This window comes from Gordonia ajococcus (genome assembly GCF_012974285.1).
Taxonomy (GTDB): domain Bacteria; phylum Actinomycetota; class Actinomycetes; order Mycobacteriales; family Mycobacteriaceae; genus Gordonia; species Gordonia amicalis.
The window spans coordinates 4,909,022-4,925,195 of record NZ_CP052884.1; the positions used below are offsets into that span (position 1 = coordinate 4,909,022).

Below are 16,174 nucleotides of genomic sequence, written 5' to 3' on the forward strand. Positions count from 1 at the left end.
TCTCGCGACATTCGAAGGGGAGCATCGTGATCGTTTCCGTAGTGGCAGGCAATCCGAAGCCTGCATCGAGGACACTGACGGCGGCAAGCCTGCTGGCGTCGACCCTCACCGGCAAGGACCCCGATCACGTCGTCGACGTGGTCGACCTGGGCGCGGGTCTGCTCGGTTGGGGCGACGCCGCGGTGGCGGAGGCCGTCGAGACCGTCGCCGGCAGCGACCTCGTCGTGTTCGCCTCACCGACCTTCAAGGCCACCTATACGGGGTTGCTCAAACTCTTCCTCGACCAGTTCTCGACGAGTGACGGCCTCCAGGACGTCACTGCCATACCTCTGATGCTGGGTGCCGGCCCCGCCCACTACATGGCGCCGGACCTCCTGCTGAAGCCCGTTCTCGTCGAACTCGGCGCGATCGTTCCCGCCGCCGGCCTCTACGTCGTCGACAAGCTCTACGACGACACCGAGGCGTTTGCGCCCTGGATCGATCGCTGGGGTGCCGTCGTGCTCGCCTCGGCGAACGCAACGGTGCCGGCGGGTGACCGATGACCGCGAACGTCACCCCGACCACGGGGATGGACAGCACAGAACTGCGAAAGGCGTTCGGCGCCTTTCCTACCGGCGTCGTCGCGCTGGCCGGGATGTCGGGTCCCGAGCCGACCGTCATCGTCGCCTCGTCCTTCGCGGTCGGGGTCTCCCAGGAGCCACCCCTGGTGATGTTCGCGGTGCAGCAGAGTTCGACCACCTGGCCGATCCTGCGCGACCTGCCCAGTCTCGGCGTCTCGGTTCTGGGCGAGAGCCACACCGACGTCATCCGGCAGCTGTCCGCCAAGGACAAGACACAGCGCTTCGCCGGTGTCGGCACCACGGTGCTGCCCAGCGGGGCGTTGCTCCTCGACGACGCCCCGGTTCATTTCGAGTGCGCCATCGAGAGTTCGCACGCCGCCGGGGATCACGAGATCGTCGTGCTGCGGGTGACCGGTCTGGCGAACGATCACTCGAAGCAGCCGATCGTCTTCCACCGCTCCGCATTCGCGCGTCTCAGCGCCTGACTCGGCCGGGTCGCCGCACGACGGCGTCTACGGGCGCGTCCTCTGTGTCGTTGCCTGACCGGAAACAACCTGTACACCCCACGCACCGGAGCGCATACTGGCACGCAGGTCGGGGACGAGGCCAGCCCCGGGAGCCTGTCATGACACACCTGTCCGTCGTCGGCGCGCGCACCACACCCGATCTCACCGGAAAGGTCGCGTTGATCACCGGTGCCGGAAACGGGATCGGTTGCGCCACAGCGCACCGACTCGCCGCTGCGGGCGCGCGTCTGATACTCGTCGACATCGATCGATCTGCAGTCGAGACGGTGGCCGCGGCGATCGGCACACGGGCAAGCGCTCAGGTCGCCGACGTCACCGACTACTCGGCTCTGGAGGCCGCGGTCCGGGCCGGTGTCGAGCGGTTCGGCGGAATCGACATCGTGGTGGCCAACGCCGGCGTCGCGACATACGGGTCGTTCCGCCACCTGGACCCTCAGGCCTTCCGACGGGGAATGGACATCAACGTCACCGGCGTGTACTTCACCGTCCGGGCGGCCCTGCCCTCGATCATCGAGCGCCGCGGGTACCTGTTGCTCGTCTCGTCCATGGCCGCGTTCCTCCCCGGCCCGGGGATGGGGCCGTACGCACCCAGCAAGGCCGCGGTGGATCACCTGGCCACGTCGTTGCGCGCCGAACTCCGACGACGAGGCGTAGCGGTCGGGTGCGCGTACATGACCTGGATCGACACCCCGCTCATCCGCGACGTCCAGGCAGATCTACCCGGATTTGCCGACTACCTGAAACAACTCGGGCCGCCGTTGGACCGCATCGTCCCCGTCGACGTCTGCGCCGACGCCTTCGTGCGTGGGATCGCGCGACGACAGCGACGGATCTTCGTGCCCTGGTGGATCGTCGTCGCCGCGTGGGGCAAGCACCTCCTGGCCAGTCGACTCGGCGATCGATTCTTCGGTCCCGAGGTCGACGACTTCATCGACCGATCCGACGCGGCGGTCGCGGAGCACCATCGCGCGACCAGTGCGCGCAATCTGCGGAACGCGAACATGCCCGCCGTCGACCGCTCTGGGCTGTGATGCCGGACCGGCACCGTCATCTCCCGCACCTCTCGCGGAGTTCTCGGCGAAGAAGGCGGAACTGCTCGGCCGGCTCTGATCCGAGATCCGGCCCCGGACGCCGAAACGCCGGTTCACAAGACAAGCGCTAGTTGGAAACAGCGCCTTCGCCACAGAAGTGACGATCGTGCGGTGCGCCGAGGCCGGATGCGGCGCCCAGCAGGTGCCCGAGCCGGCGGCGCTTGGCATCGAGATAGCGGACGTTCGCCGGCATCACACCCACGACGAGCGGGACGCGCTGGGTGACCTCGATTCCGGAGTCGGTCAGACCACGTACCTTGTCGGGGTTGTTGGTCATCACCCGCGCCCGGTCGATTCCCAAGTCTGCGAGAATCGCTGCGGCTGCACCGTATTCACGTCCGTCGACCGGTTCGTCGAGTTCGAGATTCGCCTCGACCGTGTCGAAGCCCTGATCCTGCAGCCGGTACGCGGCCAGTTTCTTGAGCAGCCCGATGCCGCGACCCTCGTGGCCACGCAGGTAGACCACCACACCGCCCTCGTGGCTGATGCGTTCCAGCGCCGTCTCGAGCTGAGGTCCGCATTCACATCGCTGGGACGAGAATGCCTCTCCCGTGAGGCATTCGGAGTGGACCCGCACCAATGGGACGCCCTGGTCCAACCCTTGGCCGGTGACGCCCGCGCTCACGAGCGCGATGTGTTCGGCACCGGTCTCGGTGTCGCGGTATCCGATCGCGCGCAGCTCGCCGGTCGGCGTCGGCAGGACCGTCTCCGCGCCGCGTCGTACCCGGGGCGCCACCGACCAGCGGTCCGCGTCGTGGATCCGGCGGTAATTGACCAACTCCTCGATGGTGAGCACCGGGAGGCCCATGCGGGACCCCATCGCGGCAACCTGCGGATACCGCATCATCGAACCGTCGTCGGCGACGAGTTCCGCGATCACCCCGACCGGAGCGACGTCGGCCAGCGTGCACAGGTCGACGGCCGCCTCGGTGTGGCCGGGACGCTCGAGAACCCCACCCGGCCGGGCACGAAGGGGTAGTACATGCCCGGGCCGGGTGAAGTCTCGGGGGCCGGATGCGGCCCCGGCCAGCATGCGCAGTGTGAGCGCACGGTCGGCGGCCGAGATGCCCGTCGTGACCCCTTCGGCAGCGTCGACGGTCACCGTGTACGCGGTCGCCTTGGGATCTTCGTTGTTGGTGACCATCGACGGCAGTTCGAGCATGTCCGCCCGCTCGGAGGTCATCGGCGCGCACAACAGGCCGGAGGTGTTCCGCACGGTCCAGGCGGTCCACTCGGTACTGACCCGGTCGGCAGCCAGGATGACGTCGCCCTCGTTCTCCCGGTCGGCGGCGTCGGTCACCAGCACCGGGCGGCCCGCTCGCAGGGCATCGATGGCGTTCTCGATGGCGTTCATCAGATCTCCTCGACGTCGACGAAGCATGGTCGTCGTGGTCTCCCACGACCTCCCACGCCATTCGACACCGTCTCCGTGTCGGCACGGAAACCCGCTCGTGGCCGGAGAATTTCGCCGGTCGGCATCGTGGATTTCGCAGGTCACCACCCGTCGCGGGGCACAATCCGCCACGTATAACGACCGGTTTCGGACATTCCGCCACATCCCTGAGCTGCCCCGCCGTGAGCGCCCACCGTCGTGGCATCGCAGGCGGGGGCATACTGTTCGATGACTCGGATTCAGACCAGGAGGTTCCCGTGGCCGGTGGTCTCGTCGCATTGCTCGACGACATCGTGACTCTCACCAAGGTGGCCGCGGCGTCACTCGACGACGTCGGGGCGGCGGCCGGCAAGGCGAGCGTGAAGGCCGCCGGCGTGGTGGTCGACGACACCGCCGTGACGCCGCGGTACGTCCACGGATTCACCCCGGACCGTGAGTTGCCGATCGTCCGCAAGATCGCGGTGGGTTCCATCCGCAACAAGCTGCTCGTCATCCTTCCGGTTGCGATGCTGCTCAGCCAGTTCCTCCCGCAGGCGTTGCCCTACCTGCTGATCGCCGGCGGCCTGTTCCTCTGTTATGAGGGCGCGGAAAAGGTCTACGAGGCGATCGGCGGCGGACACCACGCCGAGGAGGAGGTGGCCGCCGAGCGTGGCCCGGAGTTCGAGAAGACGATGATCAGCGGCGCCATCCGCACCGACCTCATCCTCTCCGCCGAGATCATGGTGATCTCCCTGTCGTCGGTCGAGGACGAACCGTTCTGGACCCGCTTGGCAGTTCTGATCGTCGTGGCTTTCCTGATCACCGCGCTCGTCTACGGCGTCGTCGGGATCATCGTGAAGATGGACGACATCGGACTCGCGCTCGCCCAGCGGGAGTCGACGTTCAGCCAGAAGGTCGGCCGCGGCCTGGTCACCGCGATGCCAAAGATCATGTCGACGCTGACCGTGGTCGGGATCGCCGCGATGCTGTGGGTCGGCGGTCACATCCTCATCGTCAACGTCGGCGAGGCCGGCTTCCACTGGCCCGCGGATCAGCTCCACCACATCGAGCACTGGTTCGGCGACCTCGTTCACGGCGGCTTCGGCGGCGTGCTGTCCTGGACGGCCGGAACGGTCCTGTCCGCACTCGTCGGACTGGTCGTCGGCGCGATCGTCGTAGCGATCCTGCACGTCATCCCGAAGCGGAAGAAGAAGGACGCGGCGGCGCACTGATCCCGACCGCTCCTACCTGAAATGCGCCCCTGAAATCCGCCCTCAGCAGCAGCGTCGACGACGATATGTCGCCGGCAGCTCCGGGCCGGGCGCACTCCGGGGGCGCATTTCACCGCCCCGGTGACCGCACCATCCGACGCACCGGGCACCCTCAGAGATCGTGAGCACATGGGAACTGTTCGCCGTTCTGCTGGCCGGTATCGGTGCGGGCGCCATCAACGCGGTCGTCGGTAGCGGCACCCTCATCACGTTCCCGACGCTCGTCGCGTTCGGCGTCCCACCGGTGAGTGCGACCATCTCCAACGCGATCGGCCTGGTCGCCGGCGGCGTGTCCGGGACCTGGGGCTATCGGCGTGAACTCGAGGGACAGTGGCCGCAGCTGCGGTGGCAGATCCCCGCGTCGTTCCTCGGCGCGATCGTCGGGTGCTGGTTACTGCTGCATCTCCCGGAGACGGTGTTCGAGGCGATCGTTCCGGCTCTCCTGGTGGCCGCGCTGATCCTCGTGGTGGCGCAGCCGTGGATTCAGAAGTGGGTCGGCCACCGTTCGATCTCGCCCACCGGTGCGGGTCGGCCCCACCTGACCGCTCCCCGCATCGCCGCGATGGTGGCCGGGACGTTCGCGGTCGGCATCTACGGCGGCTACTTCACCGCCGCCCAGGGGATCATGCTCATGGCGGTTCTCGGCGTCGTCGTCCCCGACCACCTGCAGCGGATGAACGCGGCCAAGAACCTGCTGTCCCTGGTCGTGAACGTCGTCGCGGCGGTCACCTACACGTTGGTCGCCTTCGACCGGATCGACTGGTCGGCGGCCGGACTCATCGCCGTCGGCTCACTCCTCGGCGGCGTGGTCGGGGCCCGTTATGGACGACGCCTCTCACCCCGAGCACTTCGCGGGGTGATCGTCGTCGTCGGTCTGATCGGGTTATGGCGGCTACTGGCCTGACTCAGACCAGGCGATCCCCGGTCGACGGGTCGAACAGGTGAACAGCCTTGTCGGCCTGACGCAGTCGGATGCCCGCGCCACGCTTGGCCGGTGAGCGCTCGGCGGACCGCGCGACCATGACCATCGGCTCGCCGTCCAGATTCCGCACGGACTGGTCGGCGAGGTTGGCGTAGATGTAGGTCTCGCTGCCGAGTTCCTCGAGCAGCGCCACCTCGGCGTCGATCCCGGTGCCGTCGGCGAGCGCGAGGTGTTCGGGGCGGATGCCGACGATCACCGATTCCAGACCGGACCGACGCAGTGCCGCCTCGGATTCCGCGTCGATGTCCACCGTGCCACCGGAGACGGTGATGGCACCGTCGACGACCGGTGCGGTGAAGAGGTTCATTCCGGGCGAGCCGATGAACCCGGCGACGAAGGCGTTGACAGGCTTGTCGTAGAGGTCGGTCGGGGTCGAGAACTGCTGCAGCTGACCGTTCTTGAGGACCGCGACCCGGTCACCCATGGTCATGGCCTCGACCTGGTCGTGGGTGACGTAGACCGTCGTCGTGCCGAGACGACGCTGCAGCGCCGCGATCTGGGTGCGGGTCTGGACGCGCAGCTTGGCGTCGAGATTGGACAGTGGCTCGTCCATGCAGAACACCTGCGGCTCACGGACGATGGCTCGCCCCATGGCCACGCGCTGCCGCTGACCGCCCGACAGCTTGGCCGGCTTGCGGTCGAGGAAGTCGGTGAGGTCGAGCAGCTTGGCGGCCTCGGCGACCTTGCGCTTGCGTTCCTCGGTGGGCACGCCGCGCATCTTGAGCGCGAAACCCATGTTCTCGCCGACGGTCTTGTTCGGGTAGAGCGCATAGTTCTGGAAGACCATGGCGATGTCGCGGTCCTTGGGTGCGACGCCGACCATGTTGTCGCCACCGATCCGGATCTGCCCGGAGTCGATCTCCTCCAGACCGGCGAGCATCCGCAGCGCGGTGGACTTGCCGGAACCCGACGGTCCGACGAGGACGACGAACTCGTCGTCGATGTCGAGGTCGAGCGAGTCGACGGCCAGCTTGTCCGCGCCCGGGTAGACGCAGCAGGCCTTGTCGTAGGTGATGGAAGCCATGATGTTCTCCGGTTCTCTCAGAGGTTTTCGAGTCGGTGGGCGTGGGCGGTGGTCACTTGATCGCGCCGAGCCGGGACAGGTGACGCCCTACGCGACTGCTGCATCACTTGATCGCGCCGAACGAGAGCCCGCGGACGAGTTTGTTCTGGGCGATCCAGCCGCAGATGACGACCGGCAGTGCGGCCAGGACGGACGCCGCGGACAGCTGCGCCCAGTAGAGGCCCTGTCCGGACATGAAGCCGGTCAGGAACACCGGCATCGTCTGCGCGTTGACCGCGGTCATGTTGACGGCGAAGAAGAATTCGTTCCACGAGAAGATCACGCAGATCAGTGCGGTGGCGGCGATCCCAGGGGAGATCAGCGGGAGGATGACCTCACGCACCGACGTCCACAGGCTTGCGCCGTCGATGCTGGCTGCCTCGAGCAGTTCGCCGGGGACCTCCAGGAAGAACGACCGCATCATCCACACCGCGATCGGCAGATTCATTGCGGTGTAGAGGATCACCAGCGTCCAGATGTTGTCGAGCATGCCGATCTCGCCGACGATCACGTACAGCGGGATGATCGCCGCGACGATCGGCAGCATCTTGGTGCTGATGAAGAAGAACAAGGCGTCCTTGGTCTTCCGCACCGGCCGCAACGACAGGGCGAAGGCGGCGGGTACGCCGAGCAGCAGGACCAGGATCGTCGACACGATCGTCGCGAACAGCGAATTGAGCAGTGGTGTCGCGATTCCCGCGTCGAAGACGTCGCGGAACTGTTGCAGGGTGGGCTCGAAGAAGAACGTCGGCGGGTTGGTCGCGGCGTCGCTCTCCTGTTTGAAGGCGGTCATCACCATCCACAGGACCGGGAAGAAGAATCCGATGGCGATGATCCAGGTGACCGCGGTCAGCAGACCCTGTCGCGGATTGCCGCGGCGCCGGATCTCGTTGCCGGGCTGTTTCTCTGCGTGTCCCGCCGCGGTGCGGTCGGGACGGATGTCGGTGCTCATCAGGCCGGCTCCTCTGTTCCGGTGAATGACTTGAAGATCAGACGCAGTGCGAGTGAGGCGACCACGATCGTGCCGATCACCGTCACGACACCCATCGCCGCCGCCTGACCGATGTCGAAGCCGAGGAAGGCGCGCTGGTAGATGTAATACGAGAGGTTGGAGCTCGAGACACCCGGACCACCCGAGGTCATCATGTACACCGCGTCGAAGGTGTTGACCAGGTAGATCGCGCCGAGCACGGCACCCAGCTCGATGAACCGTCGCAGGTGCGGCAGCGTCAGCTCGCGGAACAGTCGGAAGCTCGTTGCGCCGTCGACGCGGGCGGCCTCCTGGATGTCGCGGGGCATCGACTGCAGTCCGGCGAGGATGAGCAGCATCATGAACGGCGTCCACTGCCAGACCAGTTCGGCCATGACGCTCATAAGCGGGAACTCGGAGAGCCAGTCGGTCTTGATGCCGAACGGGCTCAGCACCCAGTTGACCAGTCCGTTGGTCGGCGACAGCAGGCTGGTCTTCCACAGCAGTGCCGCCGCCACCGGGGTCACCAGGAACGGAGTGATCAGCAACGTCCGAACGACGCCGCGCCCCAGGAACTTCCGGTCGAGGAGCAGCGCGAAGATCAACCCGAGGATCACCGAGATGAGCACGGTGCCGACGATCAGCAGGATCGTGTTGACGGTGACCCGCCAGAACTGGCTGTCGCCGAAGACCGCGACGTAGTTGTCGAGGCCGACGAATGCCCGGGAGTCCGGCCGGACGAGGTTCCACGACTGGGTGGAGTAGTACAGGGTGAACACGAACGGGATCTGCGTGACCACGATCATGAAGATCAAAGCCGGCAGCAGCGGGCCGCGTCGGCGCCAACCCTCCGCCCGCGAGATCCGGTCGCGTGACGACGTCAGGGGTGTCCGCTCGGGCGAGGATTCCTCGGGCGAGCGCGTGGAGACTGCGGTGGCCATGATCACTGCTCCCTCTGGTAGGACTTGCCGACGACCGCGGCGTACTCCTGGGACTGCGCCAACGCGTCCCGGACGCTGATCTGTCCGGCGATCGCCGCCGAGATCTGTTGGCTGACACGGGTACCGAGGTCCTGGAACTCGGGAATCGCGAGGAACTGCACTCCGGTGTAGGGCACCGGCTCCAGCGTCGGCTTCAGCTGATTCGCCGCCTGCATCGCGGTCAGGGTCTGCTCGGCGAACGGTTTCGCGAGCTCCTTGTACGCGGGTAGTTCATAGGTCGATAGTCGACTACCCGGCGGGACGTGGCTCGGACCGAGCTTGTCCGACACGTACTCGATGTAGCTCTTGCTGGTCATCCAGCGGATGAACGACCACGCCTCGTCGGGATGCTTGCTGCTCGACGGGATGCCGAGCGACCAGGTGTAGAGCCAGCCGTTGTCCTGCTTCGCCATACTCGGCGCCGGGAGGTAGCCGACGTCGCCGGCGATCGACGAGGTCTCCGGGCTCTCGAGTACCGACACCGCCGACGTGGCGTCGTACCACATCGCCACCTGCCCCTGAGAGAGCAGGTTTCCGCATTCCTGGAAGCCCGACGACGACGCGCCGGCTTCTCCGTGGTTGCGGACGGTGTCGACATAGAACTGCACCGCCGCTTCGACTTCCGGGCTGTCGAGCTGGGCGTTCCACTCCTCGTCGTACCAGCGGCCACCGAAGGCGTTGATGACGGTGTTGAGCGGTGCGAGCACCTCACCCCAGCCGGGCTTGCCGCGCAGGCAGATGCCCGCGGTGCGGTCGTTGTCGAGCTTCTTCGCGGCCTCCGCCACCTCGGGCCAGGTGGGATTCGCCGGGAGTGAGACGCCGGCCTCGGCGAAGAGCTTCTTGTTGTACATCAGGAAGGACGATTCGCCGTAGAACGGTGCCGAGTACATCGATCCGTCATGTGACAGTGCGGTTTTCAGCGTCGGGATGAAGTCGTCGGCGTCGTACTCGGGATCGGCGTCCATATAGGGACTGAGGTTGACCAGCCACCCGTACTCACCCCACATCGGGGTCTCGTAATTGCTGATCATCACGACGTCGAACTCGCCGCCGCCGGTGGCGACCGACGCGGTGATCTTCGCGCGGGCCTCGTTCTCCGAGAGCGTCACGAACTTCACCGTGACACCGGGGTTCTGCTCTTCGAACTGGTCGGACAGCGCGACCGCGTCCTGCATCTGGGAGTTGGAGACCATCGCAACGGTGATCTCGCGCCCGCCTCCGCCGGTGAGTGAGCCGGCGCCGGAGCAGCCGGTCATCACCAGGGCCGCGGTCGCCAGGAGAGCGCCGAGCATTCGGGGTCGGGAGAACTTCATTGTTCACCTTTCTCTTTCGAGACAAGCCATTCCGCCGTCGCGACGTCGGTGACCAGGATGGTGGTGTAACCACCGCGGAGAGCGCCGAGGATGGATTCCTGCCGGTGCTCGCCGCCGGAGACGAGGATCGAGGTAGGGCACGCCCGGACCGCGTCGAGGGGGACCGAGACAGTCCGGTCGACGAGGCTGGATGCCACCGCATCTCCGTTCGCGTCATAGAAGCGGCCGCCGATCTCGCCGACCGCGCCCAACTCGACGAGTTCGTCGAGCACGATCGCGTCGATGAAGGACCCTTCGAAGAGGGTCGTCGAGGTCGACACGGACCCGACCCCGAAAAGCATGACCTGCGCACCCCGTGCGGCCGAGAGCGACTGCGACAGAATCGAATCACGGTTCACCGCGGTGACGGTCTCTGGATCGACGTAGAGCGGCGCGACCAGCCGCAGGGGCCGGGCGTGGAGGCGTTCGGAGAATCGCGACAGCGCGTGGTCGACACCCGTGTGGTACTCCACCGAGGTCATCGAACCGTCCATCTGTACGACTCGCTGGCATGATGCCGACGCGCCCATGGCGTCGGCAACCGCGACCTGCTCGGGTCCCCAGGTGAAGCCGAAGGTGTCGGTGGCCTGGATGCGTCGGGTCAGCACCGAGGCGCCGGCCCGGCCCAGTGCGGCGTTTCCGGTGGTAGATCCGTCGGCGACCTCGTCGATGACCAGAACCTCGTCGAGACCGAACGTTTCCTCGACCGCACGCTCGAGCTCGGTGTGGATCGACGACGACAGATGTGCCGGTGCCGACACGGAGACGTGGACCAACCCTTGCGCCCGCGCCCGGGCGACGAGGCGGCCGGCGGTGGGTCGGGAGACACCCAGCCGGGCGGCGATCTCGGCCTGGGTGAGGCCTTCGAGGTGGTACATCGTGGCGGCGCGGACCAGAAGCCGCAGGTCCTGGCCGGTGTCGTTGCCGCGTGGGCCGACTGAACGCCCCGACGAACCCTGCTGGTCGTCGGCGGTGTCGGCCGCCTGCTTGCGAGGTGCCATCGGTGGCCTACCCCCGTTCTCTGTGAGCAGATGCTCACTGGCGGTGAATGTGCTCAATAAGCTAGCATCCGATGTGTGACCCACGCAACAACCGATACGAACGTCCCGGGCACCAACGAGGTGATGCGGGCCGGCGTTCTCCACCCGGATCTGTCGGTCGGCACCGAGACCCGCCGGTCGCCGCATCCGGCGCCCGGGGACGTGCTCGTGGCAGTGCGGGCGGTCGGCGTCTGCGGCTCCGACACCCACTACCTGAGACATGGACGCATCGGGGACCACGTCGTGCGCGACCCGCTCGTTCTCGGCCATGAGGCATCCGGCGTGATCGTGGCGGTGGGCGACGGTGTCAGCCCTGGCCGGATCGGCGAACGCGTGTCGATCGAGCCGCAACGACCCGACCCGAGGACCGCCGAGACAAAGCGCGGGGACTATCACCTGTGCCCGCATATGGAGTTCTACGCAACGCCGCCGATCGACGGCGCCTTCGCCGAATACGTCACCATCGGAGCCGACTTCGCACACCCGGTTCCGCCGGAGGTCTCCGACGAGGCCGCGGCACTGTTCGAGCCGCTCTCCGTGGGAATCGCCGCACTGCGCAAGGCGGACGTCGCGGCCGGTGACTCCGTCCTCATCGCCGGCGCCGGGCCCATCGGGTTGCTGATCGCCCAGGTCGCGCGGGCATCGGGCCTGGCACGCATCGTGGTGAGCGAACCCGACGAGCAGCGCCGTGCGCGGGCGACGGAGTTCGGTGCGACCGACGCGATCGCACCCGGTGAGGACATCGACCCGGTCGACGCCTTCGTCGACGCGAGCGGTGTCGGGGCAGCCGTTCGTGACGGCATGGCCCGGGTACGCCCCGCCGGACACGTCGTCCTCGTCGGGATGGGCTCCGACACGATGGAACTACCCGTGACGCTCATCCAGAACCGCGAGCTCGTCGTGACCGGCGTCTTCCGGTACTCCAACACCTGGCCGACCGCCCTGGCACTCGTCCGCACCGGCGCGGTGGACCTCGACGCCATGGTCACCGCACGGTTCGGCCTCGACGAACTGACCGACGCACTCAACGCCGACCTCCGGCCCGGGAACATCAAGGCCGTCGTCTATCCCGGTATCTCGCAGTGGCAGAACATCGATCATCCCGGATCCGCCCACCCCGGATCTGTACAGACAGGAGAGGCTCGCCGATGAGCATCCCGCTGAAGGCCGACACGCTGACCCGGATCCAGAACGCCGAGGTCCCTGCGTACGACCGCCCGGCTGTCACCCCGGGCATCGTGCACTTCGGTGTCGGCGCTTTCCACCGTGCCCACCAGGCCATGTACCTCGACCGACTGCTGGCATCTGATCCCGCTGCCGCGGTGTGGGGAATCTGTGGTGTCGGGGTCCGTCCGGCGGATGCCGCCATGCGCGATGCACTCGTCCCGCAGGACGGCCTGTTCACGCTCACACTGAAACATCCACACGGTGACATCCAGACGTCGGTGATCGGCTCGATCGTCGAATACCTTTACGCCCCCGACGATCCCGAGAAGGTTCTGGAACGCCTCAGCGATCCGTCGACCCGGATCGTGTCACTGACCGTCACCGAGGGTGGGTACAACTTCTCCCCCTCGACCGGCGAGTTCGACGCCACGAACCCTGACATCGTCGCTGACCTCGAAGGTTCAGCACCTCCGCGCACGGTGTTCGGTCTCGTCACCGAGGCACTCGCCCGGCGTCGCGAACGTGGTGTCCCCTCGTTCACCGTGATGTCCTGCGACAACATCCAGGGCAACGGGCACATGGCACGGTCGACGTTCCTCGCGTATGCACGGCTCCGCGATCAGGATCTCGCCGGTTGGATCGAGCTCAACACCTGCTTCCCCAACTCGATGGTCGACCGCATCACTCCCGCAACACCTTCCGGTCTCGCCGCCGAGGTCGCCACACGTACCGGGATCGTCGACGCGTGGCCGGTGGTCGCCGAACCCTTCACCCAATGGGTCCTTGAAGACGACTTCTCGATGGGACGCCCCGCCCTCGAGACGGTGGGGGTGCAGGTCGTCGACGACGTCACTCCCTACGAGCTGATGAAACTGCGGTTGCTCAACGCCGGACACCAGGCGCTCTGCTACTTCGGTCATCTACTCGGCTACCGCTACGTCCACGACGCCGCGTCGGACGACGACATCCGTAACCTGCTGCGCCGCTATATGACCGAAGAGGGCAAGACGACCCTGCAGGAACTGCCCGGCGTCGACGTCGAGGCCTACATCGACACCCTGCTCGAGCGCTTCGCCAACCCGGCGATCGCCGACACGATCGCCCGGCTGTGCCAAGACTCATCGGATCGGATCCCGAAGTGGTTGCTGCCGGTGATCCGGGAGCGCCTGGCGGCCGGCCAGCGCAGCGAACTGGCAGCGGCGGTCGTCGCGAGCTGGACCCGGTACGCCGAGGGCGTCGACGAACAGGGTGCACCGATCGACGTCGTCGATCCCCTTGCTGCGGAGCTTGTTCCGCGGGCCAGGCGATCGCGCACCGACCCGTTGGCGTTCGTCGCCGACAGCGACCTCTTCGGCACCCTCGCCGACGAGGAACTGTTCACGACGCCCTATCTGTCCGCACTGGAATCCATGCGCACCAAGGGTGCCCGCGCCACACTCACCGAGCTGCTCTCATGACCCTGGTCGCCGGGATCGATTCGTCCACCCAGTCGTGCAAGGTCGTCATCTGTGACGCACGCACCGGTGCGGTCATCCGGTCGGCGAGTGCACCGCACCCGCCCGGAACCGAGGTGCACCCCGATCATTGGTGGGATGCACTGTGCGCGGCCGTTTCCGCAGCCGGCGGATTCGACGGCGTGTCCGCGGTGTCGGTCGCGGGACAGCAGCACGGGATGGTGTGCCTGGACAGCTCCGGACAGGTGGTACGAGATGCCCTGCTGTGGAATGATATTCGATCGTCGTCCAGCGCCGCCGACCTCGTTGACGACCTCGACGGCCCGGCAGCGTGGGCGGAGGCGGTGGGCGTCGTCCCCGTCGCCGCGATCACCGCGGCCAAACTCCGCTGGCTCGCCGACAACGAGCCCGAGAACGCCGATGCCACGGCCGCCGTGTGCCTTCCACACGATTGGCTCACCTGGCGTCTGCGCGGCTGTACCGACATCGCCCGGCTGACCACCGATCGCAGCGACGCGTCGGGAACCGGATACTTCGACGCGGCATCCGGCGAGTATCGCAAAGATCTGCTGGAGTTGGCTTTCCATGGCCGTCGTCCGGCTCTGCCGGGCGTCGTCGGACCGGGCGACCGGGCGGGAACCACTCCCTCCGGCGTGGTCGTCGGCGCGGGCGCCGGTGACAACGCAGCCGCAGCCCTCGGACTCCATGCCCGAGGGGGAGATGCGGTGGCATCTCTGGGGACGTCGGGCGTCGTCTGCGCCGTCTCGGACACCGCCCCCAGCGACCCTGCCGGCTTGGTCGCCGGTTTCGCCGACGCGACCGGCCGGCACCTGCCGCTGGTCTGCACGCTCAACGGTGCGCCGGTTCTGGCGTCGACTGCGAAGATGCTCGGCGTGGACCTCGACGAGTTCGCGCGACTGGCGATCTCGGCAGAACCGGGCGCCGGAGGGCTGACGATGGTGCCATGGTTCGCGGGCGAACGCTCCCCCAACCTCCCGGACGCCAGCGGGACCCTGACGGGCATCACGGCCGGCAACTTCACCTCCGCGTCGATCGCCCGCGCCGCGATCGAGGGGCTGGTCTCGTCCCTGGTGTATTGCCGGGAGAAGATCGAGGAGCAAGGAGTGCACGTCGACCGTGTCCTACTCACCGGTGGTGGCGCGAAATCGGCTGCGGTACGGACCATCGCGCCGGCGCTCTTCGGCGGCGAGGTCGAGGTCCCCTCTGAGGGGGAGCACGTCGCGCTCGGCGCCGCGCGTCAGGCGGCCTGGGCCCTCACCGGCGAGCTGCCCGAATGGGACGTACCCCGCGAAACCCTCACCGCTCCAGCCAGTCCTGAGGTGTACGACCGTTATCGCGAGATCGCGGACACGGTTGCCGGCGTTGTTCCCGCCGGAGTGTCTCCTTCGCGCTGATCGGATCCGATCAGCGGCTGGAAAGCGGTCGCGCGGGATGGAAACCTGCACGCAGGAGCACACGGATGTTGCGAATGCCATGTCCCGGCGCGGTCGGCGGTGGACCATGAACGCCGATGCTCGACGACGGGAGATGCGATGGTCGACTGGGACGGTGAACGGTACGCGGAGGTGAGCGGCCTGCAGCGGATGGTGGCCGAGGAGTCGATCACCGGCCTCGCGCTCGCAGGTGACGAGCGACTCCTCGACGTCGGATGTGGGGACGGCTTCATCACGATGCTGCTGGCCGAACGGTTGCCCGACGGCTCGGTGGTGGGGGTCGACGCCTCGCACCGGATGATCGACCGTGCCTCGGCCCGGGTGCCGTTCGACATGCTGCGCGTCCAGTTCCACGTCGACGACGTGCTGGCGCTGCCGTTCGACCACGACTTCGACATCGCGGTCTCCTTCAACGCCCTCCACTGGGTCCACGATCAGCGGGAGGCGCTGCGACAGATCGGGAGAAGTCTCGTCGACGGCGGACGCGCGGTGCTGCAGATGGTCTGCGCGACCGAGCGCCCGAGCATCGAGGACGTGGCGATGCAGGTCGCGACCGATTCGCGCTGGGCCCCCGCTTTCGACGGATTCCGCGCACCGTACGTTCACGTCGAACCGGCCCATTTCGGCCACCTCGCCGAGGCGGCCGGGTTCACCGTCGACGACCTGACGGTGAAAGACCTGTCCTGGCAATTCGATTCGGTCGACGATTTTCGCGCCTGGTTCGCGGTGGGCGCCTCCGACTGGACCAGCCGACTACCCGACACGGAGATCGATGCGTTCGTCGCCGCCGTGGTCGACCGATACCAGTCGGTGGTCGGGGAACCCGCGCTGTTCCGCTTCGGCCAGCTGCGGGCATCGCTCCGGGTTCCCTGATCGGCCGGTCAGCAATGG

General features: G+C 67.1%; 15 protein-coding genes. 9 read left to right on the forward strand and 6 right to left on the reverse strand.

Annotation, left to right across the window (positions count from 1 at the left end; all coding sequences use genetic code 11):
* Window positions 1-26 precede the first annotated feature (26 nt).
* From GAA2_RS22125 to GAA2_RS22135, 3 genes are all read left to right on the forward strand, one after another.
* Window positions 27-542 (forward strand): NADPH-dependent FMN reductase, encoded by a 516-nt coding sequence (locus GAA2_RS22125; RefSeq protein ID WP_006438368.1) that lies wholly within the window; start codon window positions 27-29, stop codon window positions 540-542.
* Window positions 539-1,045, forward strand: coding sequence for a flavin reductase family protein (locus tag GAA2_RS22130; protein WP_006438369.1), 507 nt, complete (start codon window positions 539-541; stop codon window positions 1,043-1,045). Before GAA2_RS22125 ends, GAA2_RS22130 begins: the two co-directional genes overlap by 4 nt.
* Before the next feature lie 140 nt (window positions 1,046-1,185).
* Window positions 1,186-2,118, forward strand: coding sequence for an SDR family oxidoreductase (locus GAA2_RS22135; RefSeq protein WP_006438370.1), 933 nt, complete (start codon window positions 1,186-1,188; stop codon window positions 2,116-2,118).
* Between the two features lie 127 nt (window positions 2,119-2,245).
* Here GAA2_RS22135 and GAA2_RS22140 read toward each other — a convergent pair whose 3' ends face one another.
* A complete protein-coding gene (locus GAA2_RS22140) occupies window positions 2,246-3,532 on the reverse strand; it encodes a bifunctional 3,4-dihydroxy-2-butanone-4-phosphate synthase/GTP cyclohydrolase II (protein ID WP_006438371.1) in 1,287 nt (428 codons plus the stop codon).
* Window positions 3,533-3,828: 296 nt separating this feature from the next.
* Between GAA2_RS22140 and GAA2_RS22145 the strand changes: the two genes are divergently transcribed.
* On the forward strand, window positions 3,829-4,782 hold the full coding sequence (locus GAA2_RS22145) for a DUF808 domain-containing protein (protein ID WP_006438372.1): 954 nt from the start codon (window positions 3,829-3,831) through the stop codon (window positions 4,780-4,782).
* Between the two features lie 160 nt (window positions 4,783-4,942).
* Window positions 4,943-5,725: a sulfite exporter TauE/SafE family protein gene (locus tag GAA2_RS22150; RefSeq protein ID WP_006438373.1), complete on the forward strand. Its 783-nt coding sequence runs from the start codon at window positions 4,943-4,945 to the stop codon at window positions 5,723-5,725.
* 1 nt (window position 5,726) lies between these two features.
* Here GAA2_RS22150 and GAA2_RS22155 read toward each other — a convergent pair whose 3' ends face one another.
* The 5 genes from GAA2_RS22155 to GAA2_RS22175 form a co-directional block, all read right to left on the reverse strand.
* Window positions 5,727-6,827 carry an ABC transporter ATP-binding protein gene (locus tag GAA2_RS22155; protein WP_006438374.1) on the reverse strand — a complete coding sequence of 367 codons (1,101 nt, stop codon included), beginning with the start codon at window positions 6,825-6,827 and terminating at the stop codon, window positions 5,727-5,729.
* Between the two features lie 103 nt (window positions 6,828-6,930).
* The gene (locus GAA2_RS22160) at window positions 6,931-7,818 is read right to left on the reverse strand and encodes a carbohydrate ABC transporter permease (RefSeq protein WP_159404675.1); all 888 of its coding nucleotides are present in this window, start codon (window positions 7,816-7,818) and stop codon (window positions 6,931-6,933) included.
* Window positions 7,818-8,777 carry a carbohydrate ABC transporter permease gene (locus GAA2_RS22165; RefSeq protein WP_159404674.1) on the reverse strand — a complete coding sequence of 320 codons (960 nt, stop codon included), beginning with the start codon at window positions 8,775-8,777 and terminating at the stop codon, window positions 7,818-7,820. Before GAA2_RS22165 ends, GAA2_RS22160 begins: the two co-directional genes overlap by 1 nt.
* Before the next feature lie 2 nt (window positions 8,778-8,779).
* Window positions 8,780-10,129, reverse strand: coding sequence for an ABC transporter substrate-binding protein (locus GAA2_RS22170; RefSeq protein WP_006438377.1), 1,350 nt, complete (start codon window positions 10,127-10,129; stop codon window positions 8,780-8,782).
* Window positions 10,126-11,169 carry a sugar-binding transcriptional regulator gene (locus GAA2_RS22175; RefSeq protein ID WP_006438378.1) on the reverse strand — a complete coding sequence of 348 codons (1,044 nt, stop codon included), beginning with the start codon at window positions 11,167-11,169 and terminating at the stop codon, window positions 10,126-10,128. Before GAA2_RS22175 ends, GAA2_RS22170 begins: the two co-directional genes overlap by 4 nt.
* Before the next feature lie 123 nt (window positions 11,170-11,292).
* Between GAA2_RS22175 and GAA2_RS22180 the strand changes: the two genes are divergently transcribed.
* The 4 genes from GAA2_RS22180 (at window position 11,293) to GAA2_RS22195 (ending at window position 16,156) form a co-directional block, all read left to right on the forward strand.
* Window positions 11,293-12,360 (forward strand): NAD(P)-dependent alcohol dehydrogenase, encoded by a 1,068-nt coding sequence (locus GAA2_RS22180; RefSeq protein WP_051995445.1) that lies wholly within the window; start codon window positions 11,293-11,295, stop codon window positions 12,358-12,360.
* Window positions 12,357-13,832, forward strand: coding sequence for a mannitol dehydrogenase family protein (locus tag GAA2_RS22185; RefSeq protein WP_159404673.1), 1,476 nt, complete (start codon window positions 12,357-12,359; stop codon window positions 13,830-13,832). Before GAA2_RS22180 ends, GAA2_RS22185 begins: the two co-directional genes overlap by 4 nt.
* Entirely contained in the window at window positions 13,829-15,244 is a 1,416-nt protein-coding gene (locus GAA2_RS22190; protein ID WP_024499125.1) for a xylulokinase, read from the forward strand. The genes GAA2_RS22185 and GAA2_RS22190 overlap by 4 nt, the downstream gene beginning before the upstream one ends.
* 138 nt (window positions 15,245-15,382) lie before the next feature.
* Window positions 15,383-16,156 (forward strand): class I SAM-dependent methyltransferase, encoded by a 774-nt coding sequence (locus GAA2_RS22195; protein WP_024499124.1) that lies wholly within the window; start codon window positions 15,383-15,385, stop codon window positions 16,154-16,156.
* The last annotated feature ends 18 nt before the right edge of the window (window positions 16,157-16,174 follow it).

What these genes read in the sequence shown, in the direction of transcription:
- GAA2_RS22185 (WP_159404673.1), top strand. Translation starts at nt 12,357, where the DNA reads ATGAGCATCCCGCTGAAGGCCGACACGCTGACCCGGATCCAGAACGCC.
- GAA2_RS22195 (WP_024499124.1), top strand. Translation starts at nt 15,383, where the DNA reads ATGGTCGACTGGGACGGTGAACGGTACGCGGAGGTGAGCGGCCTGCAG.
- GAA2_RS22165 (WP_159404674.1), bottom strand. Translation starts at nt 8,777, where the DNA reads ATGGCCACCGCAGTCTCCACGCGCTCGCCCGAGGAATCCTCGCCCGAG.
- GAA2_RS22140 (WP_006438371.1), bottom strand. Translation starts at nt 3,532, where the DNA reads ATGAACGCCATCGAGAACGCCATCGATGCCCTGCGAGCGGGCCGCCCG.
- GAA2_RS22175 (WP_006438378.1), bottom strand. Translation starts at nt 11,169, where the DNA reads ATGGCACCTCGCAAGCAGGCGGCCGACACCGCCGACGACCAGCAGGGT.
- GAA2_RS22180 (WP_051995445.1), top strand. Translation starts at nt 11,293, where the DNA reads ATGCGGGCCGGCGTTCTCCACCCGGATCTGTCGGTCGGCACCGAGACC.
- GAA2_RS22155 (WP_006438374.1), bottom strand. Translation starts at nt 6,827, where the DNA reads ATGGCTTCCATCACCTACGACAAGGCCTGCTGCGTCTACCCGGGCGCG.
- GAA2_RS22135 (WP_006438370.1), top strand. Translation starts at nt 1,186, where the DNA reads ATGACACACCTGTCCGTCGTCGGCGCGCGCACCACACCCGATCTCACC.
- GAA2_RS22160 (WP_159404675.1), bottom strand. Translation starts at nt 7,818, where the DNA reads ATGAGCACCGACATCCGTCCCGACCGCACCGCGGCGGGACACGCAGAG.
- GAA2_RS22130 (WP_006438369.1), top strand. Translation starts at nt 539, where the DNA reads ATGACCGCGAACGTCACCCCGACCACGGGGATGGACAGCACAGAACTG.
- GAA2_RS22190 (WP_024499125.1), top strand. Translation starts at nt 13,829, where the DNA reads ATGACCCTGGTCGCCGGGATCGATTCGTCCACCCAGTCGTGCAAGGTC.
- GAA2_RS22170 (WP_006438377.1), bottom strand. Translation starts at nt 10,129, where the DNA reads ATGAAGTTCTCCCGACCCCGAATGCTCGGCGCTCTCCTGGCGACCGCG.